The sequence below is a fragment of the Pseudomonas sp. UBA4194 genome, assembly GCF_002379585.1.
In the GTDB taxonomy this organism is placed as follows: Bacteria; Pseudomonadota; Gammaproteobacteria; order Pseudomonadales; family Pseudomonadaceae; genus Aquipseudomonas.
This window is the reverse complement of the sequence record NZ_DFUE01000019.1, coordinates 56,318-79,111: the sequence shown is the minus strand read 5'-3', so window position 1 is coordinate 79,111 and position 22,794 is coordinate 56,318. Positions and strand designations below refer to the sequence as shown.

General features: G+C 56.2%; 18 protein-coding genes. 7 read left to right on the top strand and 11 right to left on the bottom strand.

Annotated features, from left to right (window positions below; all coding sequences use genetic code 11):
* Positions 1–4 precede the first annotated feature (4 nt).
* The 9 genes from B3397_RS05130 to B3397_RS05090 form a co-directional block, all read right to left on the bottom strand.
* Positions 5–1,102, bottom strand: a complete 1,098-nt coding sequence (locus tag B3397_RS05130; RefSeq protein ID WP_296247868.1) for a hypothetical protein — start codon at positions 1,100–1,102, stop codon at positions 5–7.
* Positions 1,092–3,098: an AAA family ATPase gene (locus tag B3397_RS05125; protein WP_296247866.1), complete on the bottom strand. Its 2,007-nt coding sequence runs from the start codon at positions 3,096–3,098 to the stop codon at positions 1,092–1,094. Before B3397_RS05125 ends, B3397_RS05130 begins: the two co-directional genes overlap by 11 nt.
* Positions 3,098–5,020, bottom strand: a complete 1,923-nt coding sequence (locus B3397_RS05120) for a restriction endonuclease subunit S (protein ID WP_296247864.1) — start codon at positions 5,018–5,020, stop codon at positions 3,098–3,100. The genes B3397_RS05125 and B3397_RS05120 overlap by 1 nt, the downstream gene beginning before the upstream one ends.
* Positions 5,017–7,521 carry a type I restriction-modification system subunit M gene (locus B3397_RS05115; protein WP_296247862.1) on the bottom strand — a complete coding sequence of 835 codons (2,505 nt, stop codon included), beginning with the start codon at positions 7,519–7,521 and terminating at the stop codon, positions 5,017–5,019. Before B3397_RS05115 ends, B3397_RS05120 begins: the two co-directional genes overlap by 4 nt.
* A gap of 20 nt (positions 7,522–7,541) precedes the next feature.
* Positions 7,542–10,274, bottom strand: coding sequence for a DEAD/DEAH box helicase family protein (locus B3397_RS05110; RefSeq protein WP_296247860.1), 2,733 nt, complete (start codon positions 10,272–10,274; stop codon positions 7,542–7,544).
* Positions 10,271–10,474 carry a helix-turn-helix domain-containing protein gene (locus B3397_RS05105; protein WP_057401866.1) on the bottom strand — a complete coding sequence of 68 codons (204 nt, stop codon included), beginning with the start codon at positions 10,472–10,474 and terminating at the stop codon, positions 10,271–10,273. Before B3397_RS05105 ends, B3397_RS05110 begins: the two co-directional genes overlap by 4 nt.
* 160 nt (positions 10,475–10,634) lie before the next feature.
* Complete coding sequence (locus B3397_RS05100; protein WP_296247855.1) at positions 10,635–12,785, bottom strand: NERD domain-containing protein; 2,151 nt, start codon at positions 12,783–12,785, stop codon at positions 10,635–10,637.
* 99 nt (positions 12,786–12,884) lie between these two features.
* Positions 12,885–13,583, bottom strand: coding sequence for an inovirus Gp2 family protein (locus B3397_RS05095; protein ID WP_296247853.1), 699 nt, complete (start codon positions 13,581–13,583; stop codon positions 12,885–12,887).
* A 480-nt stretch (positions 13,584–14,063) separates the two neighbouring features.
* Positions 14,064–14,294, bottom strand: coding sequence for a helix-turn-helix transcriptional regulator (locus B3397_RS05090; RefSeq protein WP_296247851.1), 231 nt, complete (start codon positions 14,292–14,294; stop codon positions 14,064–14,066).
* Between the two features lie 538 nt (positions 14,295–14,832).
* On the opposite strand from B3397_RS05090, the gene B3397_RS05085 reads away from it, so the two are divergent.
* Both B3397_RS05085 and B3397_RS05080 read left to right on the top strand, forming a co-directional pair.
* Positions 14,833–15,684, top strand: coding sequence for a hypothetical protein (locus B3397_RS05085; RefSeq protein WP_296247849.1), 852 nt, complete (start codon positions 14,833–14,835; stop codon positions 15,682–15,684).
* A gap of 391 nt (positions 15,685–16,075) precedes the next feature.
* Entirely contained in the window at positions 16,076–16,279 is a 204-nt protein-coding gene (locus B3397_RS05080; RefSeq protein ID WP_296247847.1) for a hypothetical protein, read from the top strand.
* Between the two features lie 75 nt (positions 16,280–16,354).
* Here B3397_RS05080 and B3397_RS05075 read toward each other — a convergent pair whose 3' ends face one another.
* The gene (locus tag B3397_RS05075) at positions 16,355–16,579 is read right to left on the bottom strand and encodes a helix-turn-helix domain-containing protein (RefSeq protein WP_296247845.1); all 225 of its coding nucleotides are present in this window, start codon (positions 16,577–16,579) and stop codon (positions 16,355–16,357) included.
* Between the two features lie 211 nt (positions 16,580–16,790).
* Between B3397_RS05075 and B3397_RS05070 the strand changes: the two genes are divergently transcribed.
* The gene (locus tag B3397_RS05070) at positions 16,791–17,027 is read left to right on the top strand and encodes a hypothetical protein (protein ID WP_296247843.1); all 237 of its coding nucleotides are present in this window, start codon (positions 16,791–16,793) and stop codon (positions 17,025–17,027) included.
* 14 nt (positions 17,028–17,041) lie between these two features.
* Here B3397_RS05070 and B3397_RS05065 read toward each other — a convergent pair whose 3' ends face one another.
* Positions 17,042–17,266 carry a response regulator gene (locus tag B3397_RS05065; protein WP_296247841.1) on the bottom strand — a complete coding sequence of 75 codons (225 nt, stop codon included), beginning with the start codon at positions 17,264–17,266 and terminating at the stop codon, positions 17,042–17,044.
* A gap of 692 nt (positions 17,267–17,958) precedes the next feature.
* On the opposite strand from B3397_RS05065, the gene B3397_RS05060 reads away from it, so the two are divergent.
* The 4 genes from B3397_RS05060 (at position 17,959) to B3397_RS05045 (ending at position 22,543) form a co-directional block, all read left to right on the top strand.
* The gene (locus B3397_RS05060) at positions 17,959–18,186 is read left to right on the top strand and encodes a helix-turn-helix domain-containing protein (RefSeq protein ID WP_296247839.1); all 228 of its coding nucleotides are present in this window, start codon (positions 17,959–17,961) and stop codon (positions 18,184–18,186) included.
* Positions 18,187–18,434: 248 nt separating this feature from the next.
* The gene (locus tag B3397_RS05055) at positions 18,435–19,004 is read left to right on the top strand and encodes an isochorismatase family protein (RefSeq protein WP_296247997.1); all 570 of its coding nucleotides are present in this window, start codon (positions 18,435–18,437) and stop codon (positions 19,002–19,004) included.
* A 374-nt stretch (positions 19,005–19,378) separates the two neighbouring features.
* On the top strand, positions 19,379–20,671 hold the full coding sequence (locus B3397_RS05050) for a GGDEF domain-containing protein (RefSeq protein WP_296247837.1): 1,293 nt from the start codon (positions 19,379–19,381) through the stop codon (positions 20,669–20,671).
* Positions 20,672–20,728: 57 nt separating this feature from the next.
* Positions 20,729–22,543 (top strand): putative bifunctional diguanylate cyclase/phosphodiesterase, encoded by a 1,815-nt coding sequence (locus tag B3397_RS05045; RefSeq protein ID WP_296247835.1) that lies wholly within the window; start codon positions 20,729–20,731, stop codon positions 22,541–22,543.
* Positions 22,544–22,794 lie beyond the last annotated feature (251 nt).

The following is a 22,794-nucleotide window of genomic DNA, read 5'->3' as shown; positions in this document are numbered from 1 at the left end:
CTCATTAAGCCAGATCAGCGATTACCTCATGAAGAAGATCGCCACGCATACACTCCAAAACCGCAGTATGACGTAGGCAGCGTTCTTCTTTGCCTAGCTGCTCTCGCTTCCATACGATGTCGTCCTCAATCAGTAATCGAACCGAATCAGCGTCCGGCTGCCAACCATAGCTTTTGTCTCGCGCTGACTTTGCGACAAGCACAGAGATCCCCCTGTCCAAAACGCCATTAACTGAATTTGTCCATCGACTGTCCAAATCCAGTGTCGCTACAAGCATTTCGGCTCGGCGAGGGACAATCGGATCTGTAATATTTATTTTTACTTGGCGAGAATTGGTTGGAGATATAACTGCAGTCACCACAACCGATGGTGCACCTGGCCTTAACATCGGGTGATAAGTGCCATTCAAACCTGAAGCATCTGCCTCCCCCATAGGAGCCCTAGCAAGTTTCCAAGTTGAGTTACACCCCTTGCATGCAGAGAAAAGATTAGCAGGGTGAATAGCTAAGTGAGGCCATTGAGACTTTGGGAAGAAGTGGTCGCAATCATTGGCTTCATGCTTGCTACCCAACTCGCCCAACGGCCCATCGCAGTAGCCACAGACATCTGGAGACTGTGAGCGGAACGCTCTCATCAGAGTAGCCCGATCAATCCGGCCATTCGTCAGCGCGAACGGCGCTGGGTCGAAACCACTACTGGCTAACCAGTCATAGAACGGAATAGCTATACCCTTGATGCCATCTAACCACTCCGGAAATAGGCGCGGGAAGCGGAGCTCTGTCCCGGTGAGATTCCACTGAGTGTGGAACTGTACATCGTGGGTAATTGCGTCGGCTACCGAAGCGGCTTGAGCAGGGTCCGACTGTGCCTGAGTGGCCAGCATCATGACTGCGCGTCCAAATATCGTGCGTTTTTTGGGGCTACCAATCCTGGCCCAAAACCACTTACCGAGCCCCGGTCCAAACTGCTTTACCAAAAGAGTGTTGTCATCTAACCCCAGAGGAGGCGTGCGCAGCAACCAATCAAGCAAGCGTAATTTGGCTGAATACACCCGTCCTAAATTTTGCGATAAGTCGGTGGGTAAGCGCCTTTCATGAAGCATGAAAGCCTCCTTCCAGTGAGCGACGCCATGCTCGTTTAAGCTCAACCTGGAAATAACCAGGGCCCGTCTGGCGAATGAATGCCTCGAGCAGCGCCTTCATGGTTAGAGGCTTCACTACATCGAAATACAAAGCAAAGCGTTCAAAGCTTTCCAGACAATAGATCACGTAGCTACGGGTAAGACCGCTCTCAGTTTGCTGCGCCAACTGTAGGATGCGACTTATGAGGTCATCATCCCATACTCCATTGTTGCGCCAGCACTGTTCGACTTCAGAGCCAAAATGCGCAGTCGCAATGAGTACTTCGAGCAAGCGGCTTGCTCTCCTGCCTACCGTATCCTGCGCTCCAAAAATATCCCGTAACGGGTGATCTCCGGTTGCACCAAATGTATATGTTTGGGCATCCAATTTACGAAGACCGGACTCGCTGGGGCCAGAATCGTCCTCGGTAGTTGTCCGCTCTAATACGAGCAATTCATCTTTGAGCGCATCGGTAAGCATCAAGGCGGCATGGGTCGCAATCAGGACGTCGGCAGATGTGTGTGCCAAGGCATCATCAACCACTGAGACCACGTCTCGTTTCCACAGATCATTGAAGTGGGTTTCGGGTTCATCCAGCAGCAATAGGGAGTCCTGACGTCCGCTCAACAAATGCAGCAGAGCCATTCTGCTCATAAACATCTGCTCCCCGTCTGACAGCTCTTCGTAGCGCATTACGCCAATGTCACGTTTGGCAGAACCGGGCGCATCGACTGGTATGGCATGTCGACGCAACCGCAGCAGTACGTCGTCAAATAGTCCCTTCTGGCTCAGCTCCAAAAGGCGGGTGAATAGGTCAAAGCTGCTGGCATCCCTAGATCCGCCTAGCAAGACCCACAAGGCTTCGCCTTGGCTACGGCAATTTTCCAGTTCATCACGGGCGGACGATAAGAATGATTGCCCCTGACCGTCGAATGACCCTTTTAAGTCAAACCACACAGTGCGACTCAACTCCACAGGGTGAGGCTCGGCAATCACCTCACTTGCGCAAAGCCACCAATCGTGAGCAGTTTCGCAAAGCTTCTGATCCCATTGAGCCGGTTGCAGGCGCGAGCGGAACGCGACCGAAACTAGATGATGCCAACCGCCAAGCTTCAGCAGCTCTTGCACCGAGTTCTTGTTGTCGTCACGGCTGCGCAGTTTGGCCATCGTGGCATCAACGTCCGACCGCGATGGACAGTTTGTCGCTTCATCAAACGCTTGGGGCAACGTCACCGCCAGCAGCGCACACTTCAAAAGCGTGGCGTCCAATAGTACGGGACGGCGGAAAAGGTCAGACACAGTAGTGTCTGGGCCCATGGCCTGCCGAGGACTATCAGTATCGTTTTGCCGTACCGCTTGCAAGGCGCTTTCCTGAGCAGCGGTCCAGCCTGCCGGGCGCTCGTCGCTTTGCGTGCTGTCGTCGCCTTCCAGAAAACCATCAGCGCTCTGGTTACGGTTCCACACGGAGCGCCACGGACGCAGGTCGCCGCTGGTGTAGGCCAACACGGCCGACGGCAATGCGATCTGTGGCGGTGAGCTGTCGCGCAGCGGCCAGGTGCCAGGCTCAATGAGCGCCGAGAAACCAGGGACCGCCGGCATACCCATGAGGTTCAGGTGTTCGATGCAGGTATCGAACACCTCTTGTTCGTTCTTATCGTCAAAGGCAAAGCGCTCGTGCAGCCATAAACTGGCTTGCTGACGGTTGCCCGGGCAGTGCAGCAGCAAGGTACGGTGATTTGTGGAACCGCGCACGCCCAATTCGTAAATCAGACTGACCGGAAATGCCGGCACCCGCAGATCGGCTAGAGCCAGGAACACCTCGGCCACAGCACGGAGAAGATTCGATTTTCCGCTGCCGTTTACACCCACTACAAAACGGATGGCGCATTCACGCGCAAGCGGTGATCCGCTGGCGAAACACACTTTAATATCTGAAATCGGCGGGTAGTTCTGCAGGTGCAGGTATCGCAGGCGCATTACACGACCTCCAGATCGACTTGCCACACCTCTACCTTGAGACTACGGGCGATGTCCTCTTTGAGATCATCTAGCGAGGCGTAATGTTGGCCCTGATCCACTAGGTGGATGAAATCCTTGTCTTCCTCGTCTACGACCGTCATAACCTGGAACATCCCGGTCGCACCAGCATGCTCAGAGGTCTCATAATCCAGCTGGACTTCAAAGTAATAGTGTTGCTGATCAGCGTCGGCCAACGACGCTTTCCGCAGTGTCTGCACATCGACCATACGCGTGAATTCTTCAGGGCGCAGGGGACGAAATGCCTTGAGGTAATCGCACTTTCCACTGTCCGGGTCTTGCTTGGGTAAAGTTATTTTGGCGACCAGCCCTAGCGCTGCTAGTTGGCTCAAGGAGCGGCGAATGCGATTGCCGTGGAATTGGCCAAAGGCTTGCAGGCGCTCAGCAATGATTGAGTCGTCGCAGAAGCGGGAAAACGCTTCAGGATCTTCCACGAATAAGGGCTGCCCGCTTTGCTGGCAATACTCGATGAATGCCGTCAGCACCTGGCGCTGAAACTCACTGAGGTCGGCAAGGAGTCTATGGCGCGCAGGGGGCACAATGAGATCTGCTTGTTTAGTTAAGCTGGGTTTGGCGGCGCTACTCTGGGAAACCTTTGCTCCGTGTTTGCGTAGTAGCGCATCACGAACCTTGCCAGCCTCGACGATTTCGTCCGTATGAAGTGCTCGCCATTCGGCAGTCAACTCTCCAATCAAGGCTCTCTGAGTAATGATCTCCTGCAATTCAGAATACAACTCCAACTTGCTAAGCATCTGTGCTCGCAGTAGCTCAATTTCACGCACGAACTTAGCGAACGCCTCTTGAAGCAGCAGTGGTGGAAGCGGCACGGTTATTCGCCCCAAGCCTGTTGGGCTAACGTTTGCCATGCTGACAGCCTGTTTGGCTGAATTCAAAAGACGATATTTCCCGTAGGCACTATTTAACGTCGCCCAGAGGTATTCCGGCAGCATTTCTGGCTTCAAGCGAAAGCGTACGAGGTAAGAAGCAAAGCTGTATGTGCCGGTTACAGGGCGCCAAAGCGCACATTTACCGACCAGTTCCTTAGAGTTCGTACGATTGAACAGCAGGTCTCCATCCCGCAACTCGGTAGAGCTAATGTCTTTTTTCGACAGACTCGCATATTTCAGGTCAGTCAGGTCTAACCAGCCACTGGTGGTGATGCTATTCATACGCAACACCGCGTGCGTTCCAGTCTCACCCATGGCTTCAGATACTCCGTACTGGGAGTTAGCCACGTAGTCGCCAATTCGAACGGGGTCAACCAAGCCATCGGCTGTGAACCATGCACCAAAGTGCTCCCAATAGGCGGTCCGAATGAGGTGATCAACTTGATCACTAACAGATTTCTTAGCCTTTTCCACAGCCTCTGCCTGCCCCAGCACATCTACGATGCGCTGTTGTTCGGGGAGTGTGGGGAGCGGGACTGGAAGGCGATCAAACGCATCCGCCGAAAGTCTAGGAAGATTCGCGCCAGCGGCTAGTTGTGTGGCGCGTACATATACCGCCGGCGACCGCAAATAGCGCAGTGCGAAATTGGGCTGAAGGACCTCATCGGTTCTCAGTGCCCAGATGTCGGTGCTGCAGATGCCCTCTTGAGTCGTCAAATGAACCTTGTTCAAATTTGGGCGCAACTTTCCATACAAAATGTCACCTGCATTGAAGGCCGTTTTAATGCTGAGGATGTCGCTGCCTTCGGTGACTTCCTCAGCGTCACGGAGCAATCTACCGGTGTGAGATTCAATATGCTCAAGGCCGATATAGAAGTGACTGTTTGTTTGAGATATCTGGGGATCAACTTTGGTATCGACGCGTGAAAGTACGTCGCCAAGCCGCGCTTCAACCCAACTCTCCGGCAAGCTCATTCCCTTCCCTCCACCATCGCCAGCAACTTATCCAAACCCTTGATGATGTCCTGCTCGGTGTTTTTGAGCGTGCCTATCAACTCGGCTACGCTCTTGTCACTTTTGAGCTGGGTGAAGTCAAAAGGCTTGTACTGCCCAGCCGAAAGATTCCAGTCGCGGGCCTCAATGCAGTCGGGGTCAAGCAGACCATCCTTAATCGTGCCTTTGTCGTCGTAGAGCCCGTCGGCCAGCTTGGCTTGCACATAGGCCGGGCGCACCAACCCATCGGCATCGTGTGAGCCGATGAGCTGACCATCCTCATTTTGCCATTCGTCGTTGCGCGCCCAGTCGCGCACCGGCACCACCCAGTGCTTAGCCCCCTTGAGGTCGCTGGCTTGGTCAATAGCCAGACTGCGCAGGGTGACATCGAAGCCGTCGAGCTTGGCGACTTCGCAGGCCGCTTCAGTAAGCCGCTGACCAATGTCGTGTGTCGTCATGACCTTGGGCGGTTGATTGTCTCGCAGTAGACCCAATACATAGGCGTCGCCTTGGGCTTCAGCGAGCGCCGTTTTCAGCAAGTCCTTCCAGATTGGTAAGGCTGGGGAATCCTCTTTTTCGAAGAAGGCTTCCTTTTCACGGGCCAATTTCTTGAACTCCGCTTCTACTGGTTTGGCGGCCTTCTTCCAGACATCCAACAATTCAGCATCGGTGATTTTTTCGGCTAGCCGCGCGCTGAGCGTAGCGTCCCAAACTTTTTGAGCGGCAGGAGTCAACGCCTGAATCGCTAAGCCCAACAAAACAACGCTTGTAGCCGCTCGAACTTGCTCTTCGGCCTTCTTAGGGGGTTTGGGCAGTTCTCGGAACAATTCGTGGATGCCCCAAACATCCCCCTCCCACATGCTTTTGTCTGACAGTGTGGAGAAAGCTTTTCCAGCAGGCGTCTGAACCTCTGAACCATTTTCTTGCCGATTCAGCTGGGCCTGGCGCCAGCGTTCGGGCCAATAACTCGGCTGTAGCAAAGTCTTCTCGTTACGTTGCGCGCCCACCCGGCCATGGGCAATCCACGCTTTGAACTTTTCCAGCGCATCCCACAAGTCGTTCTGCTGACCTGGGCGCGGGTTACGTCTGGCATCTTTTGAGTAACCATCCTCCTCGATCTCATAGAACCAGACGTGTTCAGTGCGCGGAGCGACGGCACCGGTCAAGGTTTGCTTGTCGTTGCGCCGGGTTTCCTTGCGGAAAATAAGGATGGAAGTTTTTACGCCTGTGTAGGGTTGAAACACGCCGCCAGGCAAGGAAATTACACCTTCCACTATATGCTCGATGAGCAGCTCACGGCGCAGGCGCACGTGCGCGTCCGTGTTGCCGAACATTACCCCCTCGGGAATGATCACAGCACAGCGGCCGCCGACCCTCAGCAAATCCAGCATTAGCCACAAAAACAACAGTTCGCTCTTGTTGGTAATCGACTCATCTTTTTTCTTGCCACCACCCCCAACACGCGGAAACAGAACTGTGTCGGGATCCAGGTCGCCACTATCTACAGTGCCGGTGAAGGGAGGATTGGCCAGCACGAAATCGTAGGTTTCCGATTCAAGCACTTGCTCGAGTTGCCCTTTTCCCTTGCGCTTGCTGAGCGCATCACCTTGCAGCAGATGCGGGTTGGTCACGTTGTGCAGTACCAAGTTCATCCAGCCGATACGCGCCATCGTGCGGTCGTTGTCCAGGCCGACGAAGTTAGCTCCATTGTGTATGGCCGCGTATTGCTCAGGTGTGGCGGCAACCCCGTCAGTCCGATGCGGGGTGCCGTCCCATTCCAGCACCAGGTTTTCTTGCGCCGAGTATTTGCGCATTAGGTGCTGCTGGGTGCTGAAGAGGAAACCACCCGTGCCGGCGGCCGGGTCGATGACGCGCTGGCCGGGTTCGGGGTCAAGCAACTCAACCATGAAGCGGATCAGATGACGGGGGGTACGGAACTGGCCATTCTTGCCTGCGGTGGCCACTTCGCTGAGCAGGTATTCGAAGGTGTCGCCCATGATGTCTTGGGCAGCAGAACCTTCACCGGCGCGGGCGAAAAGTTGATCAATAGCGTCAATAGCGTCTGACAGCACCTTGCCTTTATTCGGGTCGAGCTGAAAGTAGGCGTCGGCCATGCGGTTGTGCAGACTATTGAGCTCATCGCTGCCGACTTCACCGCTGAGCCGACTTTCGATTGATCGCAGCCAAGGAAATACGTTATCGATCAGGTTTTTTACATCGGTTTTTTCTTCCCTGATGTAGCTCCACTTACATCTCTCTGGCTGCCACTCAAGCGGGTCACTGTCCCGCTTTTCGTAGATAGACACATAAGGCTTACCCGCCTTCTGAGCTGCGTTGACTCGATCCGAGTCAATGGTTTCCAGACGCCGCAAGAAAATCAGATAGGTGATTTGCTCAACAGCGACTAACGGGTTCGTGATGCCAGCAGCCCAGAAGCGATTCCAGAGTTCGTCGACCTTTTTCTTAATATGAGGGGCAAGCATTCAGTGGTGTCCTTAACTGTTCAGGCTGCCTCATCCAACAACTGGTTGGTGAGGTTGATGAGTTCGTCGATGTCCTGCGGCGGAAACAACGTTTCCACTCGGCCCACGCGCGACAGCGGCGGCTCGCTGAGTGCAGCGCGGGTAATGCGCCCGTGGCGTAGCACGGCAGCCTTTACGGCCCGCAGGAAGTTGAGTTGGTTGGCGCGCAAATAGCCGTGTGCGGCAATGAACGCATCGAACGCGGCATTGATGCGCTGCTCACGGTTAGGCAGGTGCGCGCCTTCGCAAAGTATGTGCCGCAGGAAGTCGGGCAACGATGCGGCGGGGGCTTCAAAGGCTTTACGCAAGGTGTCTTCGGTGACGAATAGATCAGCCTGGTTCAGCGTGTTGTTGATTCGTTCCAACTCGTCATCGCCCAAATGCTCACCTTGCTTTAGCTTGGCCAACTCAGGAAGCTGGTCAGCCAGTCGGCGCACCAGCGCCTCTACCTGCTCGCGATAACTTTCGGCAAAAGCACCTTCGCCTGTGGGTCCGTAGATGATCCAACTGCGCTGGGTAATGCTGTCCGGCAGGTTGATTTCAACCGTGCGGCTGGGTGTGGTGGTGCGGTAGCGCATCAGCGGGGCGAATACGGTTTGTAGTGTGATCAAACGCGCCATATCCAAGTGTTGCCAGAAGCCGGCCGATTGAACCCAGGCTCGTTGTTCGGCTACACGCTGCACCTGAGGGATGTTTTCGGCCAGACTTTCAATCGCCTCGTGAATGCGCTCACGCACTTTGGCCTGTTCGCTCGCATCACCTTTAAGCCAAGCCACTGAGAGACGCTCGCACCAGATGCGAAATTGAAGTTCATCTAGGCCAGCCAGTGGGGCTAGTCGCATCAGAGGAGCGATGGCTTGCGACAGGTGTTCAATTGCGCCTTGACTGGGCTTTGGCCATTGCGCTGTCAGCGCGTCGAGTTCGTCCCAGTGCGGACGTACATTGATGCTGTGACGGGGCAATGCCTGCAGCATCGCCTGCAAATCGGCAATGGTGGCTTGTGTGTCTTGCTGCTGTGCTTCCAGGAGCTGCCACTTTTCAAGCTGCAGTCGAAATAGGCGAACCGGTAGCGGTTCGCTGGGATGGTCGACCTCGCCGTCGGGTTTAAGCTTGAAGTACGCGAAGTTTTTCCAGTGATCGATGATCAAGAAATCTTTCTTGGTCTCACCGGTGGCCTTGTCGGTATGCAGCCGCGTGCCGCGCCCGATCATCTGCCAGAACTTAACCTTGCTAAACACAGGCTTCGCGAAGACCAAGTTTTGGATAGCGGGGACGTCTACGCCGGTGTCGAGCATGTCAACCGAAATAGCCACACGCGGCATGGTGCGGTACTTGAAATCATCCAGCGTCGCGTCAGCGCGCTCCATATGGCTATCGATAATTTCAGCCATGCCTTGGCGCTGCAGCTCAGGATACAGACGGTTAAATCCCTCGTAGAGCCGTTTTGCATGGGCGTGGCTGACGGCGAAGATGATGGACTTGTGTGGTAGACCGCGCACATCTTTGCGGCTCTTATCCATAAATTCTCGCACCATGGCATCGTTGGTGCCCTGGTTGATGATTCCCTTTTCGATGTCACTGCCATCGAAGTTGAGCTCATCGATATCTACGCCCTGATCGCGGGCCATCTGCTTCAAGGGCTCGGGTAGTGCGTCGCCCTGGATGCCCTGAAGTTGAAAGTTGGTTTGTGCATCCAGCACGCGGTAGTTCACCAGGTTCTGGTCGGCAATCGCTTGCTCGTAGCTGTAGTAGTAGCTGGGCGCGCCGTCACCACAATCAAACAGCTCGAAGGTGTTGTGATCGATGTAGTCAGTGGGGGTCGCTGTCAGCCCGAGCTGGATTGCGTCGAAGTGATCGAAGACCGCCTTATATCGTTGGTAGATAGAACGGTGACTTTCATCGGCCACGATCAGATCGTAATAACCCACCGACAGGCGCGAATAAACCTGCATCATGCTGGGGTAAGTCGAGAACTGAATGCGTGCACCGGAGGTTTCGCCGGACTCGATGCGAGCCAAACTCTCGTTGGGTAAGTGGGACTTGAACTCCGACATAGCTTGGCGCACTAATTCCCTGCGATCGGCCAGGAATAGAACTCGTTGCACGCGCTTTGATCGCAGCAAAGTATCAACAAGGGCGATGGTCGTCCGAGTCTTACCTGTGCCTGTAGCCATCACCAGCAAGAATTTGCGCTTGGCCGCATCTACCCCCTCAGTGACACGCCGAATAGCTTCGTTCTGATAGTCGCGACCTGCGATCGCAGCGCTGATGGTGACACCGCCCAGCGGCTGAGCAAACTGCCGCTGATGGCGCAGTCGCTCTAAGTCGTCTCGCGTGTAGAACCCCGAGATTTTTCGGGGCGCATAGCGCTCACGATCCCAGAATTGAATCTCTTTGCCGTTGGTGAGAAAAATGAAGGGGTCGTTACCGAATTTGGCCTTGATTGCGTCTGCGTAGTCAGCGGCCTGACGCTTTCCAGCAAGCTCATCACGCGATGACCGCTTGGCCTCGACTACAGCAATCGGATTGCCATCTGAACCGAGAAGAACGTAGTCAGCAAATTGCTCGTTGCCATAGTTGCCGGCGGGCTCGGCTGTTTTGAGTAAAAATTCTTCGACAAGAGTCCGCCGACTTTGAGACCAGCCAGCATGAGCAAGCTGAGAGTCGATGACCTGAGCTCTTGTGTGCGCTTCATTGTAGCTCGGAGTAGTCATTGCTCATTCCCTGAGTTTTGGTGCTCGTCTGCGCCACCCGCACGCACCCACTCATCGACCTCAGATAGCTGAAATTTCCATAGACGACCAACTTTGTGCGCCGGCAAAGCCTTACGCTCGCGCCAGCGATACACTGTGTCTTTGGCCACCCCCAAGTGAAGGGAAACCTGTTCGGCAGTGACCCAAGGTTCAGTGCTCATTATGGTTACGCTCAAGCTTAAGCAGCCATAGTCGTTTAAAGTCGGCTGAAGTCTATCAGCACGAGGGATAACGTGCAGTTATAGAAGTAGAGAATTTACCAGGTGCTACAAGACGAATATCGGGACCCACAGGGCATTGAATCCAGGGCGGACTCTGCCGCTAACAAATGTCTTGCCACAGTTCCCCTGACTCGGCTAGGTCAACGAATCGGTCAGCAGTAAACCCACCAGGGAACAATGTGCGTGGATCATCTTCATCAAGCGGGTCTAACGGCCTGAGCAGATGCTGCTCATCGCGCAAAATGACCTCAAGCGCTTCACGGCACACCACCCTGAAGCCATCGACTGACTGGCCATCGAGCTCAATGGACGTGTCGACGATCCAGGCATGCATATCTGTTTCAGGCTCCAGACCGTGATAGCCCAATCTGGCGCGCAGATCTTGATCAGCCATCAGCGCACTGAGCACCGCAACCTGCTTACGCCTTAACTGCCAAGCAGCCTTGCGTAACGTGTTGGTGCGATGCAGCCAAACCTCATGGGTTGTCGAGCGGATATACCCGGACTTGAGCTCAAAGAGCAGTAGTACGCCATCCTGGTGGCAGATCAGATCCACCTCACCGGCATCGTCCACTTCGGTAGCCAGTGGCCGATAACCCACCTCAACAGAAAAACCTCGCTGCCTAAGGCTCTCGGCCAGCGCGAGTTCTACGCGCTGGGTTTCTGTCTGCATATCGGCCCGACAGGTATTCACGCGCCGAAGTTTATTGATGGCCGCCGTCAGGTTGTTCTGCTTCGCACCAACCAAGGGAAACTGAAAGCTGTAACGGCCGATTTTGTAGAAAGGCTGCTCGTACAGGCGCGGCGCAGGCGTGCGAGGCTGCTGCTTCAATTGCTGTGATAGCGCCTTGAGGTCGCTGGTCCAGAACGTCAGAATTGCCTTGGCCGAACCGGCGCTGCCTTTCGGGTGTTCTTCGCAGACAGTCCAGCCAGTGATTCTGCGAATCTTTTCTTGCTCTTCTGACCAAGTCATCGGGAACCGGTTTTCACCGGAAAGCATGCCATTCATGGCTAATCGCCCTAGTGCCTGGGCAAGCACGCCCGATTCGCGCAAGTGACTCTGGAATGGCTGGATAAACTCTTTCTGAAAGAAAACCGAGGTCAGCTCGCTAGCCAGCAGCAAGTGGTGTAGCTGAACCTGCGAGCCATCACCGAGCGAAACTCGATCACCCAAGCCGTAGATCTGCTGTAACTGCAGCTTGCTGCGAACCGCCTTGATATAGGCCAGCTGGTTCAGCTCATGATTCTCAGGCGAACCGATACTTTGTTCAGCCATGTCGGAATCGACGAATGCCTGTACGGCACGATTCACCCAGTAGTGCCAAAGCAGATCGCTCTTACGCCCGGTGCGCTGCCATCGTTTTGTTTCCGCCTCAGACTGGCTGTAGATCACCGACTCACCCGGTTTTAGCTGGTAACGGCATTCCGGATCGAAGCAGAACCAGTCGATGGAATCTTCGTAGTCGATCCGCTCTTGGGTGGCCCCGATCAAAAGGGCTAAAGATTCGAGATTTTGACGACATCTCACCACGTCAGAATTGCTGGATCCGGGAAAGATAATCGGTGACAGATGCCGTTTCAGCGATTGTCCGAGCAGTGACTCGCTCAGGCGAAAATCCTCTTCCGAGCAATCACGGAGCTTGTTCAAGATAATGCGGTTGTAAACCTTCCACTGCTGACCGGAGCGATCAGCAGGCACATCTTCCGCAAAGGCCTCATAGGCCAGAACACTGAGGTAGGAAAACAGCTCCAGCAGCGATAAGTGCTTAAGCTGTTTTTCAGCTAGGGCTATCAGCTCATCAAAAGGCCTGAGCCGATCAAGCAGGCGATCACAGACACCGAAGAAAACTTGCCACTCATCCCCGGCGAGCGCCGCACGCAGCGCAAGCCAGAGCGGTGATTCTGTTCGCTCAAATAGCTTCGAGTAGCGAATCGCCCACTGAAGGGTTTCCGGATTATGGCTAGCGAGGTGCAACAGCAGATCGATGCTGACTGCATGATCGAAATGCAGCACCCTGCTGAGTGCGAGGCTGGCGAGTTCGGATTGAGCAACCGCATCCGCATCAAACCAAAACAATGCCGCTGCCAGGCCTTGCGCACGCTCAAGTGCTGACTGGTTCTTGCCCGCCGGGCGCTGGTCGAGGAAATGATGCAGACTTTCATCAAGAGCGCAGCCCTTGCTGATCGCTGGGTGATTGCGTTCGTCAACCGACTGATAATGCCGTCGGCAGCGCTCTCCATTTTCCGTCATCCCGCAGCGCTCATGTCAGCCTTAGATTCCTGGCCGTAGCCTAAACCATTGGCAGGCCAGGATTCCATGGGCATGGTGCTATTGCGCAGTAGGTAGCCACTACCCTCGGCTGGTGCCGAATCCTCGCTGACGATCCCCGTAGGACTTGGTCGCTTTCTTACACAGGTAGCTGGCTCGGTAGAACAGCTTGGGCAGCTCATCGACCCCATCTCGGCGGATCTCACGATCGACTCGATACTCAGCATCCTTCGGGATGTGCACCAGCCCTTTCACCTGATCGACCGGTAACCTCAGCGCACCTGCCCAGGACTCCTCTATACGACTGATCATGTTCACCCGGTCTGAACCCAGCCGCCCAATGGTGTAGTAGGCATCGCGGTTCAACAGGATCAGCAGGTGATAATGCTGCCGACCTCCCTGACCGATCTCTCTCGACCAGACATACCGTACTTTGCAGCCACGCGAGTAGCCACGCTCAGCCACTCGCTCCTGGCGGTACTGGATCTTCTTCGTAAACGATTCGAAGAACCGGCTGATGACCTGATTCGTAAAGGTGTAGTCGGGTAGCTCAACGCCCAGTGGCAAACGGAGATCCACTCTAAAGGCCAAGACCCTCGGATACTCAGCCAATGCCAGCCCGATAGTGTGCTTGAGATCAGACAGGTACTCACGAATGAAAGGCCCTTTGTCGCCCATCAAGCGGAAGCCCTCAAAGGTCTCCCCGTAGTGCAGATGGAGGTTTGTATTGGCAGGATGACGGAGTGGGTAGCGTTGGATGGTATTGGTATCGTTGAGCATGGTTATGACCTCTCATTGGTTGAGTTTCATAACCGGTGCCTGCTGTGTACTTTTTAACCGTTACCTTGCTTGCCTGATCAGTTGGTTGATCTATCTGCATTCGTTGTAGTGCTAGCCCTTCAGGTAGTGGTTCAGCCCCCAACTCCCTGTGTAGGTCAGTGAAGGTTGCTACTCCGTTAGGCGTGAACCCTTCGGGTGGTAATAACTAGTAAAAGCATAATACCCGCACCGCAATTTACTTCTCCGACCAGCTTGGGCAAAGCCACCTCAATCATCCCGCCATGGCGGCAATTTTTTCCGAGTTCGGATTTCGGAAATAAATCAAGCCGAAGAGGCCTGAGCCAGATATCGGAACTGAGGCTATCGGGGCGGCGGGAGCAACACTGCCACGACTTTCCATGCGGAGCCGAACAGTCAGGGACTGAACGGCGGCATAAGCGCCATGACCGGCCAATGCCGGTCATGGCGAAGATGGCAGTGCTAGCTGGCCATACTCAGATGGCCGATTGGGCGCGCAGCGCCTCCCTCAGCCTGGTCACGCTCCTCGATCCTGGCCAGGATCCAGTCATGCACCTCGCTATCGACCCAGCCGACGCAACGGTCGCCCAGCGAGACCGGTTTCGGGAAGGTTCCTTCCGCGATGTATTTGTAGATGGTCGATCGGGCAAGGCCGGTCGAGTCGATGACTTCTTTCAGACGGATGATCCTCATGAACGGGGCTCCTCGTATTCGTTCAGAGGATTGGCAGAGCCGGTAAAAAAACACTGAAGAACTGATCCGCAGGCGCTCCTACGGTGCACCTTCAAGCTGTGTACGTACATACGTACAGCGCTCTGCTCCCGAGCGCTGACTCAGACCCTAGCCCACCTTGTGACTACCCGACCTCACTCAGAAACCGCCCGGACTCACGCCACGCCCAGGAGAACATCCGGCTTGAGTTTGTACATCAGATCCGTTTCCCCCAGATGCACTTCCGCCCGCCTGAGCATGGATAGCAAAGCCATGCTTCCAGTAGCCGCGTCCTATCCTGAGCTCTCCTATTGCACAAGGGGAAGCTAAAAAAGACTCTGTAGTCAGCAATAACCTCAATAAAACCCCAATGAAACTTGGTGATAACCAAAAAATATGATTCTAGAATCGCTGTAGAATACTCATAGAAATAAGCTAGAATCGATCTAGAACATCCATAGAATCAATGTAGAATCACCTAGATTCTGCCCCTATAGCCGCCTAGACCGGATGAGATGACATGGAAATCAACAATCGCACACGCAATAAGGATGCGGACAGGCTGAGCGAGCTACTCCAAGAGCCTCATCAAAACCATCGCCACGACATCTGGTTGTGGCTGTTCCTCTACTACTACAAAGAAGCCAGGCTTGATCTCAGTACCTGCAACGGCCTCACCATGCGTGACGAGATAGCCAGGGCCCTGAGGAGCCAGAGGTTCTTCCAGTCCCGCATCCCTAGACAGAAGGACCGATTCCTACTTCCAAACGAAAAGCTGGACTGGATCGAAGAGGATGAACGGCAGCACCGGTGGCTGATCCGCGAGATCGAACAGATGACTAACCTGCGCCTGCATCGCGACCTAGTCCACCTCACTGGCAGGGATCGCCTCATCGCCATGGTCGACCTTTGGGATGTCGATATTGCTGAGAAGGCATCCCAGATCGATGACCTTCACCGGGACTGGCGTAGGCACAAGTCGAAGGACATCGAGTTCGAGTGGTTTGCCGATAAAAAGGAGAGCGAAAGGCGCTGTGTTTGCGCCTGGGAATGGCTTGAGAAGAAGCATCTGTCCCCGCTATCCAGGCAAGCGCCAATCAGCAACCACCAAGAGCTGCTGATGTTCTTCGACCAGGCCGATGTAGGCCGTTACGAACGGGCGGCGATGATTCGAGAGATCAAGAAGCGATGGAGCCGTAAGCAATTCGACGAACGCGCCGCAGACAAGAAGCAGGTCAACGTCATGCTCTCGAAAGCAGTGATCGCTCAGCTTGATGCGCTAGCTGAGACGCGTGGCGTGAAACGCGCTCAAATCATTGAGAGCCTGGTGAGGATGGAGGCTGAGTCTGGCTTATACCTCGCCGATGTTTGAATACCGCTCCACCGGCAGAGACCACGAGATCAGCCACAAGGAGCGCCACGGCCCCCTGAGCTCAAATCCAGTCACTCGGTATTCCAAAATGTATTCCAATAAAATATCAAACCGAACTTTTCACATATATTTCAACAAGATAGCTAATCCTTTCAGACTACCCCGGCTCGTAATAGCTATCCACCACAGCTCAGCGGAAACCAAACATAGCCACACATTTCCCCATTTGACACACCTCGTCTTCCCTTCCTATCCTCCCCACGTCACGCCACATTGGTGACCAGGTTTGACGGCCTGTCCTACATACGAACGTGTCATCCAGCACCTGGCCTGGGCGCCCATGCCCCCCGTCCAACCGCTGCCACTATTCATATAAGGACACCCCCCAACCATGAACCACCCAACCAGCATCACCACCTACCAAGCCCTCCAACGCGCCAGCCAACTCCTGGACACCGCCGCCGTGCTCGCCGCAGAAACAGGCGACGCCAACCAGAAAGTCTGCCGCGCCCTAAACCAAGCCGTGGCACTGCTCACCGACACCAGCCGGTCTCTCGTGGAAGACTCACTGCGAGATATGGAATCGCAACGCTAGCAAGAAGTCCCCGCTTCGGCGGGGCTTCCAGTCACCGATCCGGACATACCCAGCCCCTGTAAAGCCGGAGCCCCCTCACAACTTGCGCAAAAGCTCCGAAGCCTCCACCCCAATCGCCTCACACAACTCCACAAACTCAATCACATCCAGTCGCCTCTCGGCATTCTCGATCTTGGAGATATACGACTGGGGCCGCCCGACCCGTTCCGCGAGCTCGGTCTGATTCAACCCTTGGGCTTTCCGGCACTCGATGAGCGCTGCGAGCAATGTGGCATATCGTTCGGTATGGATGGATTTCATGAGAGCTTGCCGCCTGACGGTTCGGCTCCCTAAGTAAACCCAATTCAGGATTATCCCAAAACGGGATATAAGTGCTATCCTCGGATCAAGCCGCTTAGTCTGGCTTCAACCAAGAAGAGGAAAGGTAATGGACCACCACTCGCCGACTTCGAAATCTAGGCGCTCGCTCATACTTGTAGATTCCAGTGTTCCCGGGCGCCGGGATGCGACCATGAATGTCATCTCCAAAGCCGAGATACTTGAAGGGATGTGTCGCCATGCCTTAGCCCGTTGGCGCCATCTCTCACTGGACAACCAGAACGCCTTGGGTCTGGACACAACCACCGCAGAGTCTGTCCGTGAGCGGGAGCTTCAATCCATCAGTTGGTTGCTTATGGAAGCCGCCAGCATTGCGACGAGACGCGCGGTGCAATCTCGGAACGCCAAGCTAGATGCTGCGGATGACTGACTGTGTTGGAAATCTCAAACATCGCCCCTTCCGCCCCCCCCCACCGCCCCACACAACAACCGCGACAACTGCTCCACCGAATACGGCTTGTGCAGCAGCTCAAACCCATCGGTCCCCTTCTCCGCCAGCACGTGGCTGTATCCGGACGTCAGCACCACGGGCAACCCTTCATACCGCCGCCGGATTTCATGGGCCAGTTCGATCCCGGTCATCCCCGGCATCACCACATCCGAAAACATTACTTTGAATCAGCTGGCATCTCGAGCCAGTTCCGCGAGCGCTTCCTGACCATTGACGGCGAGCACCGGCCGATAGCCCAGGTCCGTCAGTGAGTGCATCGCAAAAGCGCCCACCTGGGCGTTGTCTTCAACGACCAATACGCCTATGCCATGCCCGTGTATCAGCCCTTGGTTGGGTAATAGCGAAATGGAATTGGCAATGCTCAGTGCAATTCAGGTTGATGTGACTGGCTCCCCGTCACCCCAATCCAAGCCTAAACAAGCTCCTCCCACAACCGCCTCTGCCGAAGCTGCGTAGCACTCACCGCCATCAAATTCGCACAATCCATCAGCATATAAGCCAAAAAACTCAGCCCCTCTTCACCACGCAATCCCTCATCCGTAGCGCTGAACCCCAGCGCCTGAAGCTGATCGGTCGGCAGCCGGTCCCATACCTGCATTAGATACCGCTGCATCCCCTCCACCATTCGATCCCTGGACTCGGCACACTCGGCTGCCCACGCCGCGGCATCGCGCCGCGACTTCGACCGTCTGAATTCGACTCGCCCTTTCAGCCTTCCACTGTGTGTCAAACGACGCCTTGTCATGACCTTACTCCCTGCACGCAATACCTGACATCCCGTAGCACTCTCTACCGGAATGCTAATCATAGTATGTCGAACGATAGTATGCAGAGCGGCAGATTGGCAAGCATGACTATCAAGCCCCAACACTGCGCCCTCGTATCCGTATTTGCCGGGAATCTCCGGCGTTTGCGCCTTGAGCGGGATCTATCCCAAGAAGCGTTGGCGGAGCGTGCTGGGCTGCATCGCACGTATATCGGCATGCTCGAACGATGCGAGAAGAATGTAACGCTCTACAACGTCGAACGTCTGGCGATGGCCTTGGGGGTTGAGCCGTGGGAGATGTTGCGCGGTTGAGCCTGTTCGGCTTGGCCGTTTTTACAAGGACGTCACACCATGAAAGGACGCTCCCGGGCCCTCCTGCTCCTGCTACCCCTCCTGTCCCCCTGCGACGACTCAGGCGATATGACTTGCCCTGACTTGGTGAACAATTCTGAGTGGTCGACGAGATCGATGGAAAAGACACCTATCCGGGTGATCCATTGCTGTTAAAGCTTCACTTCCAGCACACTGCACCTATTCTTTTCCAAACAAAGCGGCACGCCATGAGCAACCACCCCAACCCCATTCCCCTCATCATCCTCGACGTCCAGGACGCTATCGACCAACCCAACTGGAATGGCAAAAGCAACCCCGGCTACCTGGAAACCATCCAGCGGCTTTTGCAACTGTGGCGCTCGAATGACTGGCCGGTGGTTCATGTAAAGCACGATGAGCCTACGCCCACGTCGACCTATCACACCCATGGTCCGTGGAATGGCATCAAGCAGGAAGTCGAGCCTTTGGACGGTGAGCCGGTGGTTACCAAGCAGCAGAATTGTGCGTTCATCGGTACCGAGCTGGATGACGTGCTCAAGCAGATGCAGGTGACGCGCTTTGTGCTGACGGGTGTGGTTATTCATAACAGCATGGATGCCACGGTTCGGGTGGGTAAGGCGCTGGGGTACAACATAATCCTTCCCTCGGATGCGACGACGGCGGTGCCGGTGACGGCAGCGGATGGGACTGTGTGGGATGCCGAGACGGTTCATGATCTGACGTTGGCGATATTGGGGAGTGAGTATGCTGAGGTGGTGCTGGCGAGGGATGTGGTCGAGGCGCTTGGGTTGGGGTGAGGGGTGTTGCGGCTGGCGCTATCGCGGGTAGAACCCGCTCCCACAGGGGGGTTGGGGCGAGTTTGGAGTGGGGGGTGTTGCGGCTGGCGTCATCGCGGGTAGAACCCGCTCCCACAGGGGGGCTGGGCTGAATTTGGAGTGTGGGGTGTTGCGGATGGCCTCATCGCGGGTAGAACCCGCTCCCACATAGGGCCTTGGGGTAGGCCTTCAACAGGGGGCTCTGGTGGGCCCTCCACAAAGGGTCGTCGCGGGCGTGCGCGCGGGCATTCCGACGACCAACACTATCTTTCCCGCAATTCCCGGCAGATGATGGCACTTAGTCATCAGCACGACTGTCTGAGTCGGATTACTGCCTCCTTCATCCGTGGTGTCACATGCTCTTCACCTCCGCCAACCTCAGCACTGTCGCCGATGCCACTACCCTTGCCGACATCGAGCACGAAGTCGCCTCCGGGGTGCGCAGGTTGCGTTTCAAGGGTGCGCTGGAGGCGCGCTACCAGGCTGATACGCGCCAGCGTCGGTTGCAGTTTCTGACGTCCATCGGCATCAGCGGCGCGGTGGTGTACAACCTGTTCATCCTCAGCGATTGGCTGTCCCTGCATGACGTTTTCGGCTACGTGGCGATGGGGCGGCTGTGCTTGATCACGCCGATGATCATCGGCTTTCTGCTGCTGGCCCGGCGGCTGAGCTCGCGCTGCCATATCGAGATACTGTCCGCCACGGGCACCATCATGGCGTCGCTGATGCCACTGGTGGTGATGATGTACAGCGACAGCCCCTATCAGCTGCACTATCAGTTGGGGATGCTATTGCTGATGGTGTATTGCACCATGATTCAGCAGTTGCCTTTCGTACACGCCACGGTGTCGATGTTGTTGATGCTGGCCATCTTGTTGATCACCACCCATCTGGCCGGGTTCATGGATCCGGTGACCTGGCGTGCCAATGCGCTGCTGTACAGCTCCACCGTGCTGCTGTTGCTCATGGCGTCGTACTTTCTGGAGCGCGGCACGCGCATGAGCTATCTGTTCCTGCTCAAGGGCAAGCTGCTGCAGGCGCAGTTGTTCGATATGGCGCGAATCGATCCGCTGACCCAGCTGTTCAATCGGCGCTACCAGGGTGAGGTCACCAGCCTGGTCTGGGAGCAGGCGCAGGCCGAGCCGCTGTGGGTGACCGCCATCTTGATCGACGTTGACCACTTCAAGATGTTCAATGACAGCTATGGCCACATGCAGGGCGACAGCTGCCTGAAATCCATCAGCGATGCCGTGCGGCAGGTGGCCGAAGCTGCCGGGGCCGTGTCTTTCCGTTTTGGCGGTGAGGAGTTGCTGGTGCTCAAGGTGGGCGGCGATATGCAGTGGAACGCCAGGGTGGCGGAGCACTTGCGTGATGCCGTGTGGAACTTGCGCATACCGCACCCCAAGCTCGGTGATGGCGAATGTGTCACCATAAGCGTCGGAGTGGCCAGCGCGCTGGCGCCTACGGTGACCGCCGATGCGTTGCTAGGCGCTGCCGATCAGGCGCTTTACCAGGCCAAGGCCGAGGGGCGAAACTGCTGGCGGTTGCATGCGGTGTTGCCGCTGGGGGCTGCTAGCCTAGGCAATGCGAGCACTGTGTTGGTGGACCACTTGCCGTTGGAACACGCTGCTGCCCGGACGGGTGTTTGAAAGGCCGGGTTGACCCACACGCGCCTGCGGCAAAGTCATTTTATCGAGTGAAAGATCATGATCAGCAACTGCCCGGCCCCTTATCCGGATAACGAGAAGCAGCGCGCGCAGCGGGTGAAGTCGCTGTGCTATCGCGATTCGGTGGCGGACGAGGTGCTGGATCATATCGTCGGGTTGGCGGCTGACCTGTTCGAGACGCCGATTTCGATCATCTCGATTCTCGAAGAGAATCAGCAGTGGTTCCAGGCCAAGGTGGGAATCGCGGCGTCGGACACGTCCCGCGACGTGTCATTCTGTGCGCACACCATCTTGTCGGAAGGCATGCTCGAGGTGCCGGATACGCTGCTCGATGCGCGCTTTGCGGAGAACTCGCTGGTGCTCGGCGAGCCGGGCATTCGCTATTACGCCGGTGCCCCCTTGGTGACCAGGGACGGCCTTGCCTTGGGTAGCCTGTGCGTCATCGACACGGTGCCGCGTCCGCCCATGTCGGCCCGTGCGGCCGCCCAACTCGCGCGGCTGGCCGACATGGTGGTGAGCCGGCTTTACGAGCTGCGCACCAGCGCCTTCATCGACCCGGCGACCCAACTGCCGAACCGCGTACGCCTCGAACACGATATTCACCAGCAACTGGTGCATGGCCGTGAGAACACCCTGGTGGTGGTCGACATGCTGACGCCGCTGTTTCTCAACGACATCGTCAAGGCGCTGGGCTATCCGTTTTCGCTGGAGCTGGTGGGGTGCATGGGCCAACGCCTGCATCAGCTGATCGGCGCCGAGTGCGCGCTGTACAAGATCGGCATCACCCGGTTCGCCTTCATCGTCGGCAACGAGTGTTGTCTGGAGGAGCTGTTCGCGGGCATTCGGGAGTGCTTCCAGAACCCTGTTCATCACAACGATATCCCCGTTCAGGCTCAGTTGGGGATGGGCGCGCTGCGGCTGTTTACCGACAGCCTGCAAGGGCGCGAGTGGGTGCGCCTGGTGGTGAGCGCCGCCGATCATGCCCGCACCTGTGGACTGGATTGGTCGTTGTATGAGCGTTGTTTCGATACCAACCAGCAGCGGGCGTTTACGCTGTTGAGTGCCCTGTCGTTTGCAGTGACTGCGCCGGATCAGTTGAGCCTGGTGTTTCAACCGCGCATCAACCTGGGCACTGGCCAGTGCTCGTCGGTAGAGGCCTTGCTGCGTTGGGTACACCCGACACTGGGCGCGGTGGCGCCAGACGAATTCGTGCGGCTGGCGGAGAAAACCGCGCTGATGCGGCCGCTGAGTTTATGGGTGCTGGAGGCTACCTTGGTCCAGGCGAAGGTGTGGCGCGATCGGGGCTACCGCTTCAAGGTGGCGATGAACGTCAGCCCGGCGGATCTGGAGAGCCCTGATTTCACCGACAAGCTCATTGCCGGTTTGCAACGCCATGGGGTTTGCCCGTCGATGCTGGAGATCGAATTCACCGAGAGCGCGTTGATCAAGAACCCGGCGCAGGTCCGTCGCCAACTGCAGCGCATGCGGGAACTGGACATGGAGGTGGCCATCGATGATTTCGGCACGGGGTACAGCAACTGGACCTACCTGCGCGAATTGCCGGCGACCACGGTGAAGCTGGACCGGTCGTTGGTGAGCAATATCTACACCGATGAGAAAGACCGCCGGTTGGTGAGCACGCTGATCGATCTGGCGCAGCGCTTGGGGTATCGGGTGGTGGCCGAGGGTATCGAGGATGACCAGACCCTGGCGTTGGTGAGGCAGTGGGGGTGTGATGAGGCGCAGGGGTTCTATATTGCGCGGCCGATGGTGGGTGAGGATCTGATTGCCTGGCTGGACAGTGCGCAGGGCTGCAGTGTGGGTATGGCCGGTTGTGAGGGTCATAGCGGCTGAGGGCCCCATCGCGGGTAGAACCCGCTCCCACATGGATTTCCTGCGCCTGTCAGACCCTGCTCCCACATGGGTCTCCTGTGCCTGTCAGACCCCCCTCCCACATGGGTCTCCTGTGCCTGTCAGACCCTGCTACCACATGGGTCTCCTATGCCTGTCAGACCCTGCTCCCACATGGGTCTCCTTTGCCTGTCAGATCCTGCTCCCACATGGGTCTCCTGTGCCTGTCAGATCCTGCTCCCACATGGGTCTCC

Excerpts from the sequence above, each read along its gene's own strand:
- B3397_RS05130 (WP_296247868.1), bottom strand. The coding sequence starts at position 1,102 with ATGCTTCATGAAAGGCGCTTACCCACCGACTTATCGCAAAATTTAGGA.
- B3397_RS05125 (WP_296247866.1), bottom strand. The coding sequence starts at position 3,098 with ATGCGCCTGCGATACCTGCACCTGCAGAACTACCCGCCGATTTCAGAT.
- B3397_RS05120 (WP_296247864.1), bottom strand. The coding sequence starts at position 5,020 with ATGAGCTTGCCGGAGAGTTGGGTTGAAGCGCGGCTTGGCGACGTACTT.
- B3397_RS05115 (WP_296247862.1), bottom strand. The coding sequence starts at position 7,521 with ATGCTTGCCCCTCATATTAAGAAAAAGGTCGACGAACTCTGGAATCGC.
- B3397_RS05110 (WP_296247860.1), bottom strand. The coding sequence starts at position 10,274 with ATGACTACTCCGAGCTACAATGAAGCGCACACAAGAGCTCAGGTCATC.
- B3397_RS05105 (WP_057401866.1), bottom strand. The coding sequence starts at position 10,474 with ATGAGCACTGAACCTTGGGTCACTGCCGAACAGGTTTCCCTTCACTTG.
- B3397_RS05100 (WP_296247855.1), bottom strand. The coding sequence starts at position 12,785 with ATGACGGAAAATGGAGAGCGCTGCCGACGGCATTATCAGTCGGTTGAC.
- B3397_RS05095 (WP_296247853.1), bottom strand. The coding sequence starts at position 13,583 with ATGCTCAACGATACCAATACCATCCAACGCTACCCACTCCGTCATCCT.
- B3397_RS05090 (WP_296247851.1), bottom strand. The coding sequence starts at position 14,294 with ATGAGGATCATCCGTCTGAAAGAAGTCATCGACTCGACCGGCCTTGCC.
- B3397_RS05085 (WP_296247849.1), top strand. The coding sequence starts at position 14,833 with ATGGAAATCAACAATCGCACACGCAATAAGGATGCGGACAGGCTGAGC.
- B3397_RS05080 (WP_296247847.1), top strand. The coding sequence starts at position 16,076 with ATGAACCACCCAACCAGCATCACCACCTACCAAGCCCTCCAACGCGCC.
- B3397_RS05075 (WP_296247845.1), bottom strand. The coding sequence starts at position 16,579 with ATGAAATCCATCCATACCGAACGATATGCCACATTGCTCGCAGCGCTC.
- B3397_RS05070 (WP_296247843.1), top strand. The coding sequence starts at position 16,791 with ATGAATGTCATCTCCAAAGCCGAGATACTTGAAGGGATGTGTCGCCAT.
- B3397_RS05065 (WP_296247841.1), bottom strand. The coding sequence starts at position 17,266 with ATGTTTTCGGATGTGGTGATGCCGGGGATGACCGGGATCGAACTGGCC.
- B3397_RS05060 (WP_296247839.1), top strand. The coding sequence starts at position 17,959 with ATGACTATCAAGCCCCAACACTGCGCCCTCGTATCCGTATTTGCCGGG.
- B3397_RS05055 (WP_296247997.1), top strand. The coding sequence starts at position 18,435 with ATGAGCAACCACCCCAACCCCATTCCCCTCATCATCCTCGACGTCCAG.
- B3397_RS05050 (WP_296247837.1), top strand. The coding sequence starts at position 19,379 with ATGCTCTTCACCTCCGCCAACCTCAGCACTGTCGCCGATGCCACTACC.
- B3397_RS05045 (WP_296247835.1), top strand. The coding sequence starts at position 20,729 with ATGATCAGCAACTGCCCGGCCCCTTATCCGGATAACGAGAAGCAGCGC.